We start from the raw sequence: 17,271 nt of genomic DNA, 5'->3' as shown, positions 1-17,271 counted from the left end.
TCAAGCCAGAGCGTCGAACAGCAGCGAACCCTTGATCGTTGCCCAATGCGCGGCTTCGGCATCGCCCAGTTTCTCGGCTTTCACGTAGCTCAGGGCAAGCATTTTGCGGGTGCCGGGCAGCACCAGGGCCAGCTGGAACTGGAAGACCTTTTCATTGCCTTTGTTGAACTGGCTGCGCAGTTCGATGGCTTCGACTTCCTGGTTGGCGCCTACGCGCACGGTGGCGCCCGGTTGGCAGCGCAGGTCCTGGACCTGTTTTTCCAGGCGCTTGAGCTGGTCGTCGAGGTTGCTTTGCAGGGTCTCGCCCTCGGCCAGCAAGCTGCGGCTGACGATCAAGGACGTGCCCAGTTCGGGGAACTTGAGGATGTTGATTGTCGCGTCCAGCAATTCGCTGGGCGGCAGCTGGAACTGGAATTCATTGAGGCGGTAAGTCATGGCGCGAAAATCTCGAGGTTAGCCCTTGGGTGCAGGGAACGCGGCTTGGATGTTGGCATCGATGCTGCCCTTGACGCCCTGGCCGTCCGGCGTGGCTCCGGGGCCGCCACCGTTGTTCAGGTGCAGCACGCCGCCGGTGTTGAACTCGGCATCGCCGCTGGCGTAGAAGCTGATCTGTACGCCGGTCAGGTTGATCTGGCCGCTGGCGTTGAGCTCCAGGATGCTTTCGCCACATACCAGGCGCAGGTTTTCGCCCACTTCAATCACGTAGCTCTGGCTGATGCTGTCGGTCTTGCGCTGGCCGACGGAGAGGATGTCCTCCTGCTTGACGATGCGCAGGCGGTTGTTGCCGATGGTCACCGTCTCGTTGTGGCCGATGCTCTTGTTGCGGTCATGGCCCACCGAATGGCTTTCATCCACCTCGACCACGATGTCCTGGTTACGCTCGGCGTGGATGTACAGTTGCTCGGCGCCTTTCTTGTCTTCCATGCGTATTTCGTTGAAATTCGCTGGCGTGCCGCCCTTGCTCGAACGGCTTTTCATGCCGCTCTGGGTGGCATTGGCGGGCAAGTCGTAGGGCACGGTCTGTTCGGCGTTGTAGACGCGACCGGTGATGATCGGCCGATCCGGGTCGCCTTCGAGGAAACTGACGATCACTTCCTGGCCAATTCGCGGGATCTGCATCGAGCCCCAGTTTTTCCCGGCCCATGCCTGGGACACGCGAATCCAGCACGAGCTGTTTTCGTTGGATTGGTCGTGACGGTCCCAGTAGAAATGCACCTTCACCCGGCCGAACTGGTCAGTCCAGATTTCCTCGCCCTTGGGACCCACCACTAACGCAGTCTGCGGGCCTTTGACGATAGGGCGATGGGTGGTGGGCAGTGGCCGATAGCTTTGCTGGGCGTCGATACAGATCAGGCTGCTTTCGAACTGCGCCGAAGGCGCGCCACCGCCGGTTTCGCCGCTTTCCTGGGAAATGTAGTAGCGGGCGCCGACGATCAGGTATTCGCGGTTCTGGTCCTGGCGGGTGAAGCCGGTGAGGCTGAACAGATGCCCCGAGCCCAGGCCCCGAGCGTTACCGGCCAGCTCGACCTGTTCGTGCTGGGTCTGCAAGGCTTCGATGCGGGTGCGGGCGTAGTGTTCGCCGTCCTGGCTCTGCACGTAGGTGCCAGGGTAGTCGTACAGGGGATAGTCGCCGGCCGTGTGCGGGCGGGGCATGGCCGAGCGCACGTCGATGCGCGCACTCGGGCGCTGGAAGTCGTAGTCGTTGAGCTCCAGGGAGCCGGGCTGGACTTCCTGGGCCAGGTGCCAGTTGTGAATGTGGTCACGCTCGCGCTGCTGCTCGTTCTTCGGGTAGTACGGTACTGAGCCGTAGCCGGGGGCCGTGGTGTGGGCGCCATAGGCATCGGCCAGCACCAGCACATGCCGGCCCTGCTCATGGCGGAAGAAGTAGTAGATGCCTTCCTGTTCCATCAAGCGGCTGACGAAATCGAAGCTGGTCTCGCGATACTGCACGCAGTATTCCCACTCGCGATACGTCTGGCTCAAGGCGTCTTCGAAATCGGAAAAGCCCAGGTCGCGGAACACCTGCTTGATGATCTGCGGGATGGTCAGGTTCTGGAAAATCCGGCAATCGGAGGTGCGGGTCAGCAGCCAAAACCACGGGCGCAGGGTGGCCTGGTAACTGGCGAACTGGCCCTCGTCGACGTTCTGGCTGAAACGGGCGACGATGCCATGGAAATAACGCTCGCCACCGCCATCGAGTTGCAGGCTCACGCACATGGGCTTGCCGAGCACCTGATTGAGGTCGATGGCGTTGTCCAGCGAGTGCAGCTGCAGCTCATAGTTGAACAGCCGCCCCAGTTCTTCGCCGCCGCCCATGTCCTTGAGCAGCAGTACCTCAGGTCCCAGGGGGCTGGTGATCTTGGCCAGGCGTGAGGCTTGGTTGAATAACATCGCTCATCTCATCGTTGTAATGGCTGCGCCGCTGATTGGAACAACTGTGGGAGCGAGCTTGCTCGCGATGGCGGTATGTCAGTCAACACGGATGTTGAATGTGACTGCGCTATCGCGAGCAAGCTCGCTCCCACGGGGTCTTGCAGTGTTCCTTACCGTCAGGCCGCGTCGCTGAAATCGTACTGCAATTCGTTGTCCACCGCGGTGATCCGCACCCCGGCCAAGGCCTTGCCTTCGAGCATGCGGGTCAGGAACTCGCGGCTCATGTCCGGCAGCAGGCTGTTGGTCAGGATGGTGTCGATCATACGCCCGCCGCTTTCGGTTTCGGTGCAACGCGAGACGATCAAATCGATCACCGCGTCGTCGTAGTCGAAGGCCACTTTGTGGGTGCTCTCCACGCGCTTCTTGATGCGGTTGAGTTGCAGGCGGGTGATGGCCTTGAGCATCTCGTCGCTGAGCGGGTAGTACGGGATCGTCACCAGGCGGCCGAGCAGGGCCGGCGGGAAAATCTCCAGCAACGGCTGGCGCAGGGCCTTGGCGATTTCTTCCGGCTCGGGCACGTTCTGCGGATCCTTGCAGACGTCGGCAATCAGCTCGGTGCCGGCGTTGGTGGTCAGCAGGATCAAGGTGTTCTTGAAGTCGATCACTCGGCCTTCGCCGTCCTCCATCACGCCTTTGTCGAACACCTGGAAGAAAATTTCATGCACGTCCGGGTGGGCTTTTTCCACCTCGTCCAGCAACACCACACTGTACGGTTTGCGCCGCACGGCTTCGGTCAGCACGCCGCCTTCGCCGTAGCCGATGTAGCCCGGTGGTGCGCCCTTGAGGGTGGACACGGTGTGGGCTTCCTGGAACTCGCTCATGTTGATGGTGATGACGTTCTGCTCGCCGCCGTACATGGCTTCGGCCAGGGCCAGGGCGGTTTCGGTCTTGCCCACGCCGGAGGTGCCGGCGAGCATGAACACGCCAATCGGCTTGCTCGGGTTGTCGAGGCCGGCGCGGGAGGTCTGGATGCGCTTGGCGATCATCTGCAAGGCATGGTCCTGGCCGATGATGCGTTTTTTCAGGTGCTGGTCGAGGTTGAGCACGGTTTCCAGTTCGTTGCGGGCCATGCGGCCCACCGGGATACCGGTCCAGTCGGCGACCACCGAGGCCACGGCCTGGTAATCCACGGTCGGCAGGATCAGCGGGGTTTCGCCTTGCAGGGCGGTCAGGCGCTGTTGCAGGTCCACCAATTTCTCGCGCAGGGTGTGGCTGGCTTCGCTGCCGTCCTCGCTGTCCACCACGCCGACGCGCTCGCGCAGGGTGGCGCGGGTGGCGAGCAGCTCGTCCACCAGGGTTTTCTCTTCGGCCCAGCGGCTTTCCAGCTCGGCCAGGCGCTCGCGTTCGGCGCTCAGCAGGCTTTCGGTCTGGGTCTGGCGAGTGCCGATGACCACGCCAATCGCGTGCTCACGGGCGATGATTTGCAGCTCGGTTTCCAGCGCTTCGATGCGCCGGCGGCTGTCGTCCACTTCGGCCGGCACGGCGTGCAGGCTGATGGCGACGCGGGCACACGCGGTGTCCAGCAGGCTCACGGATTTGTCCGGCAGCTGGCGCGCGGGAATGTAGCGGTGGGACAGCTTGACCGAGGCTTCCAGGGCTTCGTCGAGGATCTGCACCTGGTGGTGTTTTTCCATGGTCGAGGCTACGCCGCGCATCATCAGCAGGGCTTTGTCTTCCGAGGGCTCGGCCACTTGCACCACTTGGAAACGGCGGGTCAGGGCCGGGTCTTTTTCGATGTGTTTCTTGTACTCGGCCCAGGTTGTGGCCGCCACGGTGCGCAAGGTGCCACGGGCCAGGGCCGGCTTGAGCAGGTTGGCCGCGTCGCCCGTGCCGGCGGCGCCACCGGCACCCACTAGGGTGTGGGCTTCGTCGATGAACAGGATGATCGGCTTGGGCGAAGCCTGGACGTCTTCGATGACCTGGCGCAGGCGCTGTTCGAATTCGCCTTTCATGCTCGCGCCGGCCTGCAACAGGCCCACGTCGAGGCTGCGCAGTTCCACGTCCTTGAGGGCCGGCGGTACGTCGCCGGCGACGATGCGCAGGGCAAAGCCTTCGACCACGGCGGTCTTGCCCACACCGGCTTCACCGGTGAGGATCGGGTTGTTCTGCCGGCGGCGCATGAGGATGTCCACCAGTTGGCGGATCTCTTCGTCACGGCCGACGATCGGGTCGAGCTTGCCGCTGCGGGCCTGCTCGGTGAGGTCGACGGTGAAGCGCTTGAGGGCTTCCTGCTTGCCCATGGCGCTGGGGGCCATGGCGCCGCTGGCTTCGCCCGGCACGGCGCCGGCATTGAAGCCGTCGCTGGCGGTCAGGGCGTTTTCCGGCGAGTCGCCGACGTATTCGTCAAAGCGCTCGCTCAGGGCTTCGACCTTGACCTTGTCGAACTCCGACGACAGGCCCAGCAACGCGTGGCGCAGGCTCGGCGTCTTGAGGATGCCCAGCACCAGGTAACCGGTGCGCACCTGGCTTTCGCCGAACATCAGGCTGCCGTAGACCCAGCCGCGTTCCACGGCTTCTTCGACGTGGGAGGACAGGTCGGTGATGGAAGTCGATCCCCGTGGCAGGCGGTCGAGGGCTTCGGTGAGGTCACGGGCCAGGCGCGCCGGCTCGATGTTGAACTGGCGGATGATGCGATGCAGGTCCGAGTCCTGCAGTTGCAGCAACTGGTGAAACCAGTGGGCCAGTTCCACATAAGGGTTACCGCGCAACTTGCAGAACACGGTGGCGGCTTCGATGGCTTTGTAGGCCACGCTGTTGAGTTTGCCGAACAACGCGGCGCGACTGATTTCACCCATGCTCATGGCTCCTTGAGGTCTGTGAGGTGTTGGCCTGTTCGGCGTAATGCCGGGCCAGTATTAAATCGTTGGCATCTGTTTCGGGGCGGCCCAGCCAGGTATTGAACCCCAGGCGGAAGCGACCATTGAGTTGCAGTGCCGGGACTTCGGGTTGTTCCAGGACCAGGTTCAGGTCCCAGTCCAACTCATGGCCCAGGTATTCGGCGACCCAGGCCACCAGCTCGTTGAACGGTTGGCTGCCGGGCAGCATGCCCATGTAGTCGACGAGCTTGAGTGGCCCCAGGCGAATGCGGAATTTGTGCTGGCGATCCCACACGAAGCGGCCCAGGCAGAAGTCCACGCCCAATTGATGGGCGCTGACCCCGACGCGGCTGCGTTCGGGCAGCTCCAGCCATTGGCCGACGTATTCTTCGATCTCTACCGGCAGGCCGAAGTACTCGCTGAGAATCGCCTTCAAGCCGTCCGGGTAGCGGGTTTGCGCCGACAGGTGGCCGCTGTAATGGAGTTTCGCCGTGTCGGGGATCAGCCCCTGGTTGAGCAGGCTCGGCATGCCCCGGCCGCTGAGCGCCGCCAGGCGCGCCGACCAGTAGTCATCGTCCGGGCGGTCATGGCTGACGGTCGGCCGCGCTTCGGCCCAGGCCCGGTAGAACAGACTGAGCAGGCGATGGTGAAACACATCGAGGAAGCGCTTGCTGGTGCTGTCGGCGTTGTTGCGCTGGCGTTCGCGCACGTATTCGGTAATGTGCAGCGGCATCGGGCCGTTGGGGCCGCCGAGGCCGAAGAAGAATTGCTCCAGGCGCGCCGGCGTACCGTCGCCGCCCGGTTGCACCGAGGCGAGGGTGGCCGGGGCGAAGGTGCAGTCGGCCTGTTGCCCGAGGCGCAACGGGTCATCGGCCAGGCGCAGGGAATGGCCCAGGCGCGGCAGCTCGGGGGATTCGCACTCGATGCGCCGCAACGCCTGGAAGAAGTCGTATTCCCAGGGTTCCTGGTGCATCGCTTCCAGGGTACTCACAGGGTCGGACGACGTCCGGGCTTGGCTTTCCATCGCATGATCTCGCCGCGTTCGGTGGTACGGATCACCGTCTCGGTAAAACTGTTGATCGACACGTAGCGTGCCAGGAAGCGCTCGAACACCGCACCGAGCAGGAACACCCCGGTGCCGCGAAACGCGTTTTCATCGAATTCCAGGGTGATCTCCAGGCCCCGACCGAACACGATCGGGCCGGGCATCGGCAAGCGCCGGGTGCAAGCCTTGCTGCTGACTTCCCGCAGGCCTTCGATCTGCAATTGCAGCGCCGCGTCGTTGCTGTCGCCGTACAGGCGCAGCAGTTCACGCAGGGCGGCGGCGCCTTGGCCTTGTTCGCTCAACGACAAGTAGTTCAGCGACAACTGGCTGATCAGCCGCCAGGCCTTGGCATCGTGGGCATGGCTGGCCCGTGGGCGACTGGGACCTGCCACGCAGCGCACGGCGCCAACCGGCGCACTGTCGGCCAGGGTGAAGTCGGTCTTGCCGTTGCCCACGCCCATGAACAGCGGCAGGTCGCGGTTGGTGCACAACGCCGTCACGCCCAACTGGCGCAGGTCGTGGCGGTAGGGCGCTTGCTGGCTGTCCACCAGGCTGACGAAGGTTTCGCTGCCGATGTAGGTCGAGCGCGGGCCGTTGCGTCGTTGGTCGCTGGACAGCACGCGCGGTTCGCGGCGCACGGTGTAGTAGGCCTGGTCGCGGCCATAGCGGGATGGATCGCGCACGGCGTAGAACGGCAAGAACGGCTGCTCCGGCCCGGTGCCGTGGCCAGTGAGGCCGCTGAGCGAATGGACTTCGAAATCCATCGGCCGGGTGCGGTCGGCGATCACGTGGTGTTCGTTGACCCGCTCCGACAAGTGAATGCGATCCAGGCGCTTGGGGAACAGGTTGATGGCCGGGGTGCAGAACGGCAGGAACTGCGAAGCGCCGACGCTGCCTTCCAGGCTTGGATCGTGACGGTCGAACAGCACGATCAACTCCAGTTCCTGGCCGTCGCAGCGTTTCACCGCGCGGCTCAACTGGGTGAAATCGACAAACAGGAAGCGGTGGGGCAGGGCGAAGTATTCCTGCAACAGGCGGTAGCCCTGGAAGGCCCGGGACACCACCGGCAGCGCGGCGTCGGCATCGTCGAAACCGCGCGAGCGCAACGCGTCCTGGGGCAGCCGCTCCACCCAGTCGCCGCCGGGCTTGCGGGCGAACACCGCGCAGGCGTTGCCCAGCAGTTGTTCGTAGAGGCGGAAGGGCTGTTCGTCGGCGCCGCTCAAGTACAGCGGCAGGTTGTCCAGGGCCAGGCTGTTGAACGGCAGTTCGGCACCGGTGCGCAGTGTGATGCGCAGCCCGGCCTTGGCCTTGGGCTCGCTGGCGGCCAGGCGCCCGAGCACCACGGACGGGTTGCCGAAGTATTCGGCCTGGCTGACCTGCAACGGCCACAACGTCACCGCGTGGGCGGTGCGGTACTCGCAGCAGGTCTGGGTTTCGCGACCCAGGGCGGCGCGCAGGACGGTATCGCGGGGCAGCGGGAAGCCACTGCTCAGCGAGCCTTCGTCCGGGTCGGCCTGCATCTGCACCACGGTCATCGACGGTGTCGGTGCCAGGTAATGGGGGTAGGCGATTTCCAGCAGGTTGTGGGTGAAGGTCGGGTACTCGGCGTCGAGCTTGAGCTGCACCCGCGCCGTCAGGTAGGCGAAGCCTTCCAGCAGGCGCTCGACATACGGGTCGGCGCAGTCCATGCCGGACAACGTCAGCCGACTGGCGATCTTCGGGTATTCCTTGGCGAACTCCGCTGCGCTTTCGCGCACGTGGTGCAGTTCCTGGTTGTACAGCTCCAGCAGGCGCGGGTTCATGAGCGTCTCCGCTGGTCGGCGTTGACCACGCGCACATGGCCGGTTTCCAGGTCCAGGTCGGTCTGCAGCATCAGGCGCAGGGGCACCGGCTGGGCCCAGAGGTCGCCCTCGATCTCGAAACTCAAGGCGTTGTGGTTCATCTCGGCGGTCGCCCGGGCGCGTACCCGCAGGGTGTGGCGCAGGATGCGCGGTTCGAAGGTGGCAATGGCCTGGTGGATCAAGGTTTCCAGGGCCGAGACATCGACGTTCGACGCGCTGTTGCCGGCCAGCGCCGGCAGGCCGAAATTCACCACCGAGGTACCCGCCGGGGTGTGCAACGTGGCATCGGCGTCGAGCAATGAGGTGGTGTTGAGCAGCCACGCCAGGTCACGCAGCACCGAGGCTTTCAATTGGGTCAGGGACAGCACGCGTTTGTCAGCGCTTTCCTTGGGGTTGGTCGGATCGTCGTCGGTCAACCGGTCCAATAGGGAGGGCTGGAGGCGATCGCGGGTGGCGATTTCGGTTACCACGTAAAGGGCGCCACGTACATTTTCTGGTCTCCGCCGGAGCCGCAAGCTGCATACAGGCTGACCGTTCCCGCCTCAAAACCTTCCGGCATCTGACGAATAGCCTGCATTTTGCTCAGACAATCGCGGCTGGGGGCGGGCATGTGTTCGCTGCGCCAGACCGCAAAAATCGGGATGTTATTGAACATTTCCACGCGCAGTTTCTGCTGTTTATCCAAGCTGAAGCCGCACGGCCATTCCATGTCCAGCTTCATGCGACTCTGATCGGGTTTGACCAGCGTGCATTGGCCCTGATCGTCAACCAGGCTGAGTGACTGGCCCTCGAAAACCGCCTGGGTCGTCGGCGCCCCGGCATGCTCGGCGCACGCGCTCAGGCTGATCAGGCTAGTCGTCAGGCATAAGGCGAGCAGGGGCTTGTTCATTAAATGAGCTCCCAGAACCAGACCTTCTTGGATCGATAGAAAAGGTCGCTGGTTTGGGTCAGGCCACGATTCCATAGATCGATATGGTCGCCGCTACGACCTTCGGCAGTCTCTCCTGATTGCTGAAAGCAGTCCTTGAAGAAAATCAGACCGGTCTTGCCCATCAATGTCTTTCGGTCTTCGGGGCTGTTACTGAGAATAGTTGGATGGCCCAGATGATGTTTCCACAACCAATTCGCCAATGACTCGGCGCCCCTGGCGTGTTCATGCTTACACAGGGGGTCTTTGGTGTAGGTGGATTTGTTGACCTTGATGGTTTTCTCCGCATTGAGCGTCAGGCTCATGCGTATGGCGCATTGGTTTGCCCAGGGACCGTCACAGGGTTTTGCGTCAGGATGGGCAATCAGCAGGTCGGAATAGGCTTTCCACAAATTGATAAACGAAGGCTTGGCCATGACTCAGACACCGAAAGGGAAAAGATTGGATTCGAGCAAGCACCAAACACCCCCGGCGCGTGGCACCGGGGGTATTTTCGATTACACCTTGACGTTCTGACGGATGTTCCAGCCGAACTTGACCGGACCGCCTTCCTTGGTGCCGTCGGCTTTCTGTGGCTGGTAGTCCACCAGCACCTTGGCGAAGTTCAGGGTGACGTTTTCAGTCAGGCGATCATCGCCGCCCGAGCCGCCGGTGCTCAGGGAAGTGACCAGCACTTCTTCCAGGTTGATGATCATGTACTCGACCTGGCTTTCACCGCCGGCCTTGCGCACGGTCAGCTTGACCTTGTCGATGTGCTTGCCGCTGGCGCAGTGCATCATCAGGTTCGGCGAAGCCTTGTCGACGAACTTGGTCAGCGACAGGTCCTGGACGTTGACCTTGCCGGCACCGCCGCCGCTGCCCACGTGCATGTTGCCGGACTGGGACATGCCCCAGCTCCAGTTCAGGACGTCGATCTCGTCCTTGTGGGCCTTGTCCATGGACTCGCCCTTGATGTCGCCGATCTTGATGAAAATATCAACAGCCATGTTTTCTCCCTGTGTGGTTTCTAACCACATTGTTTGGTTGACGCTGACCTTGCGAAATTACGGGTGCTGAACGGGGTGGAAGACGATCTCCAGCCTGCTGGAGATCCCCTGTGGGAGCGAGCTTGCTCGCGATGGCGGCGTCACATCCGACATCAATGCAAGCTGATCCACCGCTATCGCGAGCAAGCTCGCTCCCACAGGGTTACCGCCACCCGTTTCAATAAGTTTTTACGCGCCCTTGGCCGACGGCAGTTTCGATACCAGGCGCAGCGACACGGTCAGCCCTTCGAGCTGGTAGTGCGGGCGCAGGTAGAACTTGGAGTTGTAGTACCCCGGGTTGCCTTCGACTTCTTCGACGATCACTTCGGCGGCAGCCAGTGGATGCTGGGCCTTGGTGGTCTCGGTGGAGTGCGCCGGGTCACCGTCGACGTAGTTGAGGATCCAGTCCTGCAACCAGCGCTGCATCTCGTCCTTCTCTTTGAAGGAACCGATCTTGTCGCGCACGATGCACTTCAGGTAATGGGCGAACCGGCAGGTGGCGAACAGGTACGGCAGGCGCGCGGCCAGGTTGGCGTTGGCGGTGGCGTCCGGGTCGTCGTATTCGGCCGGTTTCTGCAACGACTGGGCGCCGATGAACGCGGCGAAGTCGGTGTTTTTCTTGTGCAGCAGCGGCATGAAACCGTTCTTCGCCAGTTCCGCTTCACGGCGGTCCGAGATGGCGATTTCGGTCGGGCACTTCATGTCCACGCCACCGTCGTCGGTCGGGAACGTGTGGGCTGGCAGGTTTTCCACTTCGCCGCCCGATTCAACGCCACGGATGCGCGAGCACCAGCCGAAGTGTTTGAACGAGCGGTTGATGTTCACTGCCATCGCGTAGGCGGCGTTGGCCCAGGTGTACTTGGAGCTGTCGGCGCCGTCGGTGTTTTCTTCGAAGGCGAAGGCTTCCACCGGGTCGGTCTTGGCGCCATAAGGCAGGCGCGCCAGGAAGCGCGGCATGGTCAGGCCGATGTAGCGCGAGTCTTCCGATTCACGCAGCGAGCGCCAGCCGGCGTATTCCGGGGTGGTGAAGATTTTGGTCAGGTCGCGCGGGTTCGACAGTTCCTGCCACGAGCCCATGCCCATCACGGTCGGCGATGCCGCGGCGATGAACGGGGAGTGCATGGCCGCGCAGACTTTCGACAGCTCGCCCAGCAGCTCGACATCCGGTGGCGACTGGTCGAAGTAGTAGTCGCCCACCAGGCAGCCGTAAGGCTCGCCGCCGAACTGGCCGTATTCTTCTTCGTACATCTTCTTGAAGAGCGGGCTCTGGTCCCACGCGGTGCCCTTGAATTTCTTCAGGGTCTTGTGCAGGTCGGTCTTGGAGATGTTGAGCACGCGGATCTTGAGCTGCTCATCGGTCTCGGTGTTGTTGACCAGGTAGTGCAGGCCACGCCAGGCGCTTTCCAGTTGCTGGAAGTCGGGGTGGTGGATGACCTGGTTGACCTGGGCGGTGAGCTTGGCGTCGATGGCGGCGATGATCGATTCGATCGACTTGATGGCGTCGTTGGACACCAGGTCGGTCTGCGCCAGGGCCTGTTCGGCCAGGGTACGCACGGCGGTCTCGACGGCTTCGCGGGCGCGCTCGGTCTTGGGTTTGAATTCTTGCAGCAGCAGGGACGCGAACTCGCTGGTTTCTTCTGTCGCGCCGAGGTTCTGTGCGCCTTCGCGGGCTGTATTGTCAGTCATGATCATTGGTCCTGTGCTGGCTTCGGCGCGCTCGCCAGGGCCTGCAACAGCGCTGGGTCCTTGATCGCCTTCATGATGATTTCTTCGGCGCCGGTCTTGCCGTCCATGTAGGTCAGCAGGTTGGCCAACTGGGTGCGCGCTTCGAGCAGCTTGTTCAGCGAGTCGACCTTGCGGGCCACGGCCGCCGGGCTGAAGTCGTCCATGCTTTCGAACGTCAGGTCCAGGCTCAGGTTGCCTTCGCCGGTCAGTTCGTTAGGCACATGGAACGCCACGCGCGGCTGCATGGCCTTGAGGCGCGAGTCGAAGTTATCGACGTCGATCTCGAGGAACTTGCGGTCGGCTACCGCAGCCAGAGGCTCGGCAGGCTTGCCGGCGAGGTCGGCCATGACGCCCATGACGAAGGGCAACTGGACCTTTTTCTCGGCGCCGTAGAGCTCGACGTCGTACTCGATCTGCACTCGAGGCGCGCGGTTGCGCGCGATGAATTTCTGAGAACTTTGCTTCGCCACGTTGCTGCTCCTGGTCGCTTGAGCGACGGTGTTGGCGTCATCGGGGGTGCCGGTGACGTGACTGCGTGATCCGCTCGCTTTTTATTCGCTGTCTGGGCCGCGCAGGTTTTCAAATTGACTCATGCCGTCGGGAATCAGGTTGCGCACAATGGCCGCGAAATCGGCGTGCACCAGATGCTTGGCCCGGTTCAACAGCACCGGCAGCGGGCTGGAGGGCTCATGACGGGTGTAGTACGCGAGAATCCGGTCCAGGCTGCGCAGCACGTCGTCGCGGTTGTTGATGTCGCCGCTGACGGTGTTGGTGCTGTTATTGGTGTTGCGCGGTGAGCTTGTGACATTTGCATGCTCAGCGGGCGCTGGGCTGTTGTCGCTGACGGAATCGGCCTGGGCGCTGTCGCCACTCTGCGGGGCGAACTGGCCGAGAATCTGCAGGGCCATCTTCAACGGTTGCTTCAACGGGCCGAGGTCCACGCCTTGGGCGGAACCGACCTGGTCGCTGACCTGCTGCTCGATGGCTTCGGCGGCGCTGCGGGCTTCGAGCAGGGCGGCGCGGATGACTTCCAACTGCTCGGGGTCGCTGTCGAGCAGGGCCCCGGCGAGCTGTTCGGCACCGAGGTTTTCATCCGGGAAACTTTGCAGGCCACTGGCGTTGGCGGCGGCGCGCAGGCTGACGGCACCGAAGGTCCGCGAACGGGTCAGGATGCTTTCGCGCAGCAGGCGGATGGTGACATCGGACGTCAGGCCGGCGAGGGCATTGATGCGCACGGTGGGGTCGTTGTCGTCATCGGCGTCCAGGCGCGGATGCAGTTCGGCCCAGTATTGCTTGAGCAATTCGCTGATCAGCGTCAGCACACGGGCCATGCCCGGCAGGCCTTCGAGGGCCAGGGAGCTTTGCATCAGGAAATGGGTGATGCGCAGGTCTTTGCTGCGCTGCAGCAAGTCCAGGCTCTGCTGCTGGATGCTGCGCCATTCAGGGGGTTCGGCAGGCAGGATCGAATCGCCCATGCTGCGCTCGGGTTGGCCCCGGGAGTCACGTTCCAGGCGCAGGAAATCCGCGTCATATTCCAGATCTTCACCACACGGCGAAGTCGCGGAAACGGCGGCGAGCAGCAAAGGCACATCCACTTGGATCGATCTCCCTATCACCCGCTTGATAGAAGTCGGGCAGTTCACACGCAAGTTTCGGATGAAACTTCACATGTTCCTTGACGGTAATGGCCCTTTAGATCTGTGATGATCCTAAAGTGCCATCATGTATATTCAAGAAGTTGTGCATTTTTGGTGTAGTACTTATCGCTTGTCAAGGTAAGCTATTTCGCCTGTGTATGCCCTATGTAACAGTTGTGATGCGCTTAACAGCCTGTCCGACCTACCGGTCGAAGCGGCAACTGACGTGGGGTTTTTGTCACGCAAGCCGGTTATGATCAGCGATCATGCTGGCAAAAAGCCGTTTTTACGGTTGTTGGCAGGTTGCCGGCGGGTGGTCAAGGTCTGAACCCTCACTCCCGCCCGCGCGCGAAGTATTCAGCAAGGAGGCAAGATGCCGCTGTGTTTGACTATCACTAGTTATCACAAAATTACCCCAGGCCAGTGTTCTGAAAAGTCCATGGACCAGGGGGTGATGGCAATTGGCCGTAATTCCGATAATGACTGGGTATTACCGGACCCCGAGCGCCTGGTTTCCGGTAAACATTGCGTTATCCAATACAAAGACGGGCGTTATTATTTGACCGATAACAGCACCAATGGTGTGGAATTGGTCAAGGCCGGCGTTCGCTTGCGCAAGGGCAACAGCGAGCCCCTGCAAGACGGCGAAGTGATCCGCATTGGTGATTATGAAATCCAGGCCCGCGTCGATTTCAACCTGCCGGTCACCGACAGCAATCCGTTCGCCGAATCGCCCAGCAGTTTCGAGGCCTTGATGGGGCAGCAGAGCGCCACGGCGCATGTGCCGTCGCCGATCCAGGTGGCCTCGCCTGCGCATTTCCAGGGCGTGTCGGCCATGGACACCCTGCCGGACCTGTTCGACTTCTTGGCCCCGAGCAGTGTCCCGCCGGCCACCCAGCCTGACCATGTCCCGGCCGAGCAACACAATTTCCGCCCGCCGACGCCAATTGCCCGGCCGAGCCCGCCCTCCGTGGTCGAGCCGGTTGTACCGCCGTCTGCCTCGGTGATTCCGGACGACTGGGACCCGTTCAGCGACAAGCCTGCACCGGTGGCGGTTGCCCCGCTGCCCGTGGCCCCGCCGCCGGTGCCGCTACCGCCAGTGGTTGAGCCGATCGCGACCCCGGTTTCGCAGCCTCCGCTCGTCGACATCTTTGCTGAAATCAGTGCACCGCCGCCGGCACCCGTGCGTGAAGCACCGGTGACCCGCGTCGAGACCCCGGTCGCACCGCCAGTTGCTCCTCCAGTTGCCCCGGTTGCTCCAGTTGCTCCAGTTCCTCCGGCCGCGCCGGTCGAGGCCGCCCAACCCGACTTGCTGCAAGCCTTCCTGCGCGGCGCCGGGCTGGATCAGTTGCGCCTGGACAAGGCCAATGCCGAAGCACAGATGGAAAGCATCGGGCGCAGTTATCGCTTGATGGTCGAAGGCCTGATCGATGTCTTGCGCGCCCGCAGCAGCCTCAAGGGTGAGTTCCGCATCCAGCAGACGATGATCCAGCCGGTGGAAAACAACCCGCTGAAGTTCGCCCCCAATGTCGATGAAGCCTTGCTGTTGCTGTTGCGCCACGGCAACCAGGCGTTCATGGCCCCGGACGCGGCGGTGCGTGACAGTTTCGATGACTTGCGGGCCCACCAACTGGCGGTAATGGCCGGTGTGGAAGCGGCCATCAAGCATTTGCTGGGGCGCTTCGAGCCGGCGCAACTGGAAGAACGCATGGCCAAGCCCGGCGGGCTTTCGGGGATTTTCAGCGGCTCGCGGCAGGCCCAGTACTGGCAGCAATTCACCGAGCTCTACAGCAACATTTCCCGGGAAGCCCAGGAGGATTTCCAGGACCTGTTCGGTCGCGAGTTCAGTCGCGCCTACGAAGAACACAGCACACGACAGCGACGCCGTTGAGCGGCGCTGTCCTATAACAATATTGATCAGCCAACAACGGATAGCTCAAACGTCATTGAGGACGCAGGATGATTCCCAGGTTTTTACTCGCAGTCGCCACCGCGCTTCTGCTGACGGCGTGCGCCAAGGATGCGGCCAACCCCCAGCCCGAAGAAGCTGAGGCCGACACCGCCGCCATCGAGTTGCATTTCCATGCCATTGCCGGCCTCAACCCCGGCGCCACCGGCCAGCCGGCCCCGGTCCGGGTGCGCATTTTCGAACTGAAAAATGCCGCGACCTTTGGCCGTTCCGATTATTTCGCCCTGGCCGAACGGGCCCAGGCCACGCTGGGCGCTGACCTGATCGACCAGGACGAGGTGCTGATCCAGCCCGGCCAGCAACTGAGCCTGCAACGCGACCTCGACCCGGCCACGCGACACATCGGAATACTGGTGGGCTATCGCGAGCTGGACCAGTCGTTGTGGCGCACGGTGATGAATGTCCCGGCGCGCGAATACACCGAATACCAGATCAGCCTCGATGTGCGCGCCGTGCGCAGCGCCGTCGTCGTTCCCCCATCCAGCCCTGCCCAATAAGCAATCGGAGCCCCCATGTCCTGGAACAATCGCGTGGTCTGGTCGGAAGGCATGTTCATTGGAACGCAGCACTTCCAACAGCATGACCGTTACCTGGAAAACCTCATCGACGCACGCAGCCGCCCATTGTCGGCCGGCGCCTGGGGTTTTTCCGAATTGCTGATCGACCAGGGCCTGCTGGCCCAGGGCAAGCTGGCGATCATCTCGGCGCGGGGCCTGTTGCCGGACGGCACGCCCTTCAACATTCCCCAGGATGACCTGGCGCCCACGCCGCTGAACGTCGATGACAACCTGCGCGATGGCCTGGTGTACCTGGCCTTGCCGCTCAAGCGCGCCGGCGCCCGTGACACCGTGGACGAAGGCGAAGACCTCGGCGCCGCGCGTTATGTGAGCCAGGTGTGCGAAGTGCGCGACGACAACGCACCGTTCGAAAACCGCGCGCCGGTGGCCCTTGGCTCCCGGGCCCTGCGGTTGTTGACCGAACAGGATGGCATCGGCGACTACGCCGCCATCGGTGTGGTGCGCATCAAGGAAAAACGTGCCGACCGTGCCTTGGTGCTCGACGACACCTACATCCCGCCACTGCTGGATGTCATCGCCTCCAAACCGCTGGCGGCGTTTCGCAGCGAACTGCTGGGCCTGCTGCATCAACGCGGCGAAGCCTTGGCCGGGCGGGTGGTGGCGTCCGGTGCCGGTGGCGCCTCGGAGATTGCCGACTTCATGCTGCTGCAACTGGTCAACCGCGCCCAGCCGCTGATCCAGCATCTGAGCCAGTTGAGCCCGTTGCACCCCGAGCGCTTCTACAGCGAACTGGTGAGCCTGGCCGGGGAGTTCTCCACGTTCACCGCGTCCGGGCGACGACCGCAGCAATACCCGCCGTACCAGCACGATGACTTGGCGCTCAGCTACGCGCCGGTGATGCAGGCCCTGCGCGAAGCCCTGTCGATGCTGATCGACAGCAAGGCGACGCCGATTCCGATTGTCGAGAAAGCCTACGGCATCCACGTGGCGATGCTGGCCGACAAGACCCTGCTCGACAGCGCCAGCTTCATCCTGGTGGTGCGTGCCGATGTGCCGGCCGAAACCCTGCGCAGCCGCTTCGGCCAGCAGAGCAAGGTCGGCTCGGTGGAGCACATCCGCGACCTGGTCAACCTGCAACTGCCGGGCATCGGCCTGCTGCCGTTGCCGGTGGCGCCACGGCAACTGCCGTACCACGCCGGCTCCACCTACTACGAACTCGACCGGGGCAGCGACCACTGGCAGCAGTTGAGCAACTCCGGCGGCTTTGCGTTCCACATCGCCGGCCAGTTCCCAGGGCTGAACCTGGCTTTCTGGGCGATCCGAGGATAAACCGC

The 17,271-nt window shown here is 62.9% G+C and carries 15 protein-coding genes; 3 read left to right on the top strand and 12 right to left on the bottom strand.

What is annotated here, in order from left to right; all coding sequences use genetic code 11:
• The 12 genes from ACZ5M5_RS30050 to tssA all read right to left on the bottom strand — a co-directional run bounded on the left by ACZ5M5_RS30050 (position 1) and on the right by tssA (position 13,408).
• Positions 1–435: a DcrB-related protein gene (locus tag ACZ5M5_RS30050; protein ID WP_060740012.1), complete on the bottom strand. Its 435-nt coding sequence runs from the start codon at positions 433–435 to the stop codon at positions 1–3.
• 18 nt (positions 436–453) lie between these two features.
• Positions 454–2,391, bottom strand: coding sequence for a type VI secretion system Vgr family protein (locus tag ACZ5M5_RS30045; RefSeq protein ID WP_464738351.1), 1,938 nt, complete (start codon positions 2,389–2,391; stop codon positions 454–456).
• A 158-nt stretch (positions 2,392–2,549) separates the two neighbouring features.
• Positions 2,550–5,228 (bottom strand): type VI secretion system ATPase TssH, encoded by a 2,679-nt coding sequence (gene tssH, locus ACZ5M5_RS30040; RefSeq protein ID WP_464738350.1) that lies wholly within the window; start codon positions 5,226–5,228, stop codon positions 2,550–2,552.
• Positions 5,221–6,273: a type VI secretion system baseplate subunit TssG gene (tssG, locus tag ACZ5M5_RS30035; protein WP_060740015.1), complete on the bottom strand. Its 1,053-nt coding sequence runs from the start codon at positions 6,271–6,273 to the stop codon at positions 5,221–5,223. The genes tssH and tssG overlap by 8 nt, the downstream gene beginning before the upstream one ends.
• Positions 6,237–8,096: a type VI secretion system baseplate subunit TssF gene (gene tssF / locus ACZ5M5_RS30030; protein WP_060740016.1), complete on the bottom strand. Its 1,860-nt coding sequence runs from the start codon at positions 8,094–8,096 to the stop codon at positions 6,237–6,239. Before tssF ends, tssG begins: the two co-directional genes overlap by 37 nt.
• Complete coding sequence (gene tssE, locus ACZ5M5_RS30025) at positions 8,093–8,605, bottom strand: type VI secretion system baseplate subunit TssE (protein ID WP_058542707.1); 513 nt, start codon at positions 8,603–8,605, stop codon at positions 8,093–8,095. Before tssE ends, tssF begins: the two co-directional genes overlap by 4 nt.
• Positions 8,599–9,024, bottom strand: coding sequence for a hypothetical protein (locus ACZ5M5_RS30020; RefSeq protein ID WP_060740017.1), 426 nt, complete (start codon positions 9,022–9,024; stop codon positions 8,599–8,601). Before ACZ5M5_RS30020 ends, tssE begins: the two co-directional genes overlap by 7 nt.
• Positions 9,024–9,479, bottom strand: a complete 456-nt coding sequence (locus ACZ5M5_RS30015; RefSeq protein ID WP_060740018.1) for a type VI secretion system amidase effector protein Tae4 — start codon at positions 9,477–9,479, stop codon at positions 9,024–9,026. Before ACZ5M5_RS30015 ends, ACZ5M5_RS30020 begins: the two co-directional genes overlap by 1 nt.
• An 81-nt stretch (positions 9,480–9,560) precedes the next feature.
• Positions 9,561–10,049 (bottom strand): Hcp family type VI secretion system effector, encoded by a 489-nt coding sequence (locus tag ACZ5M5_RS30010; RefSeq protein WP_025216165.1) that lies wholly within the window; start codon positions 10,047–10,049, stop codon positions 9,561–9,563.
• 228 nt (positions 10,050–10,277) lie between these two features.
• Positions 10,278–11,774: a type VI secretion system contractile sheath large subunit gene (gene tssC, locus ACZ5M5_RS30005; RefSeq protein ID WP_060740019.1), complete on the bottom strand. Its 1,497-nt coding sequence runs from the start codon at positions 11,772–11,774 to the stop codon at positions 10,278–10,280.
• A 2-nt stretch (positions 11,775–11,776) separates the two neighbouring features.
• Positions 11,777–12,283 carry a type VI secretion system contractile sheath small subunit gene (gene tssB, locus ACZ5M5_RS30000; RefSeq protein WP_003206923.1) on the bottom strand — a complete coding sequence of 169 codons (507 nt, stop codon included), beginning with the start codon at positions 12,281–12,283 and terminating at the stop codon, positions 11,777–11,779.
• A gap of 81 nt (positions 12,284–12,364) precedes the next feature.
• Positions 12,365–13,408, bottom strand: a complete 1,044-nt coding sequence (tssA, locus tag ACZ5M5_RS29995; RefSeq protein WP_464738349.1) for a type VI secretion system protein TssA — start codon at positions 13,406–13,408, stop codon at positions 12,365–12,367.
• A 415-nt stretch (positions 13,409–13,823) separates the two neighbouring features.
• On the opposite strand from tssA, the gene tagH reads away from it, so the two are divergent.
• The 3 genes from tagH to tssK all read left to right on the top strand — a co-directional run bounded on the left by tagH (position 13,824) and on the right by tssK (position 17,266).
• Complete coding sequence (gene tagH / locus ACZ5M5_RS29990; protein WP_464738348.1) at positions 13,824–15,341, top strand: type VI secretion system-associated FHA domain protein TagH; 1,518 nt, start codon at positions 13,824–13,826, stop codon at positions 15,339–15,341.
• A 68-nt stretch (positions 15,342–15,409) separates the two neighbouring features.
• Positions 15,410–15,916, top strand: a complete 507-nt coding sequence (tssJ, locus tag ACZ5M5_RS29985; RefSeq protein WP_060740022.1) for a type VI secretion system lipoprotein TssJ — start codon at positions 15,410–15,412, stop codon at positions 15,914–15,916.
• 15 nt (positions 15,917–15,931) lie between these two features.
• Positions 15,932–17,266: a type VI secretion system baseplate subunit TssK gene (gene tssK, locus ACZ5M5_RS29980; RefSeq protein WP_072407490.1), complete on the top strand. Its 1,335-nt coding sequence runs from the start codon at positions 15,932–15,934 to the stop codon at positions 17,264–17,266.
• Positions 17,267–17,271: the final 5 nt, after the last annotated feature.

The organism is Pseudomonas sp. Van50 (assembly GCF_055390755.1).
This window is presented reverse-complemented; position numbering and strand designations above follow the sequence as displayed.

What these genes read in the sequence shown, in the direction of transcription:
- ACZ5M5_RS30010 (WP_025216165.1), bottom strand. Translation starts at nt 10,049, where the DNA reads ATGGCTGTTGATATTTTCATCAAGATCGGCGACATCAAGGGCGAGTCC.
- ACZ5M5_RS30020 (WP_060740017.1), bottom strand. Translation starts at nt 9,024, where the DNA reads ATGAACAAGCCCCTGCTCGCCTTATGCCTGACGACTAGCCTGATCAGC.
- tssC (WP_060740019.1), bottom strand. Translation starts at nt 11,774, where the DNA reads ATGACTGACAATACAGCCCGCGAAGGCGCACAGAACCTCGGCGCGACA.
- tssJ (WP_060740022.1), top strand. Translation starts at nt 15,410, where the DNA reads ATGATTCCCAGGTTTTTACTCGCAGTCGCCACCGCGCTTCTGCTGACG.
- ACZ5M5_RS30050 (WP_060740012.1), bottom strand. Translation starts at nt 435, where the DNA reads ATGACTTACCGCCTCAATGAATTCCAGTTCCAGCTGCCGCCCAGCGAA.
- tssK (WP_072407490.1), top strand. Translation starts at nt 15,932, where the DNA reads ATGTCCTGGAACAATCGCGTGGTCTGGTCGGAAGGCATGTTCATTGGA.
- tssH (WP_464738350.1), bottom strand. Translation starts at nt 5,228, where the DNA reads ATGGGTGAAATCAGTCGCGCCGCGTTGTTCGGCAAACTCAACAGCGTG.
- tssG (WP_060740015.1), bottom strand. Translation starts at nt 6,273, where the DNA reads ATGGAAAGCCAAGCCCGGACGTCGTCCGACCCTGTGAGTACCCTGGAA.
- tssF (WP_060740016.1), bottom strand. Translation starts at nt 8,096, where the DNA reads ATGAACCCGCGCCTGCTGGAGCTGTACAACCAGGAACTGCACCACGTG.
- ACZ5M5_RS30045 (WP_464738351.1), bottom strand. Translation starts at nt 2,391, where the DNA reads ATGTTATTCAACCAAGCCTCACGCCTGGCCAAGATCACCAGCCCCCTG.
- tagH (WP_464738348.1), top strand. Translation starts at nt 13,824, where the DNA reads ATGCCGCTGTGTTTGACTATCACTAGTTATCACAAAATTACCCCAGGC.
- ACZ5M5_RS30015 (WP_060740018.1), bottom strand. Translation starts at nt 9,479, where the DNA reads ATGGCCAAGCCTTCGTTTATCAATTTGTGGAAAGCCTATTCCGACCTG.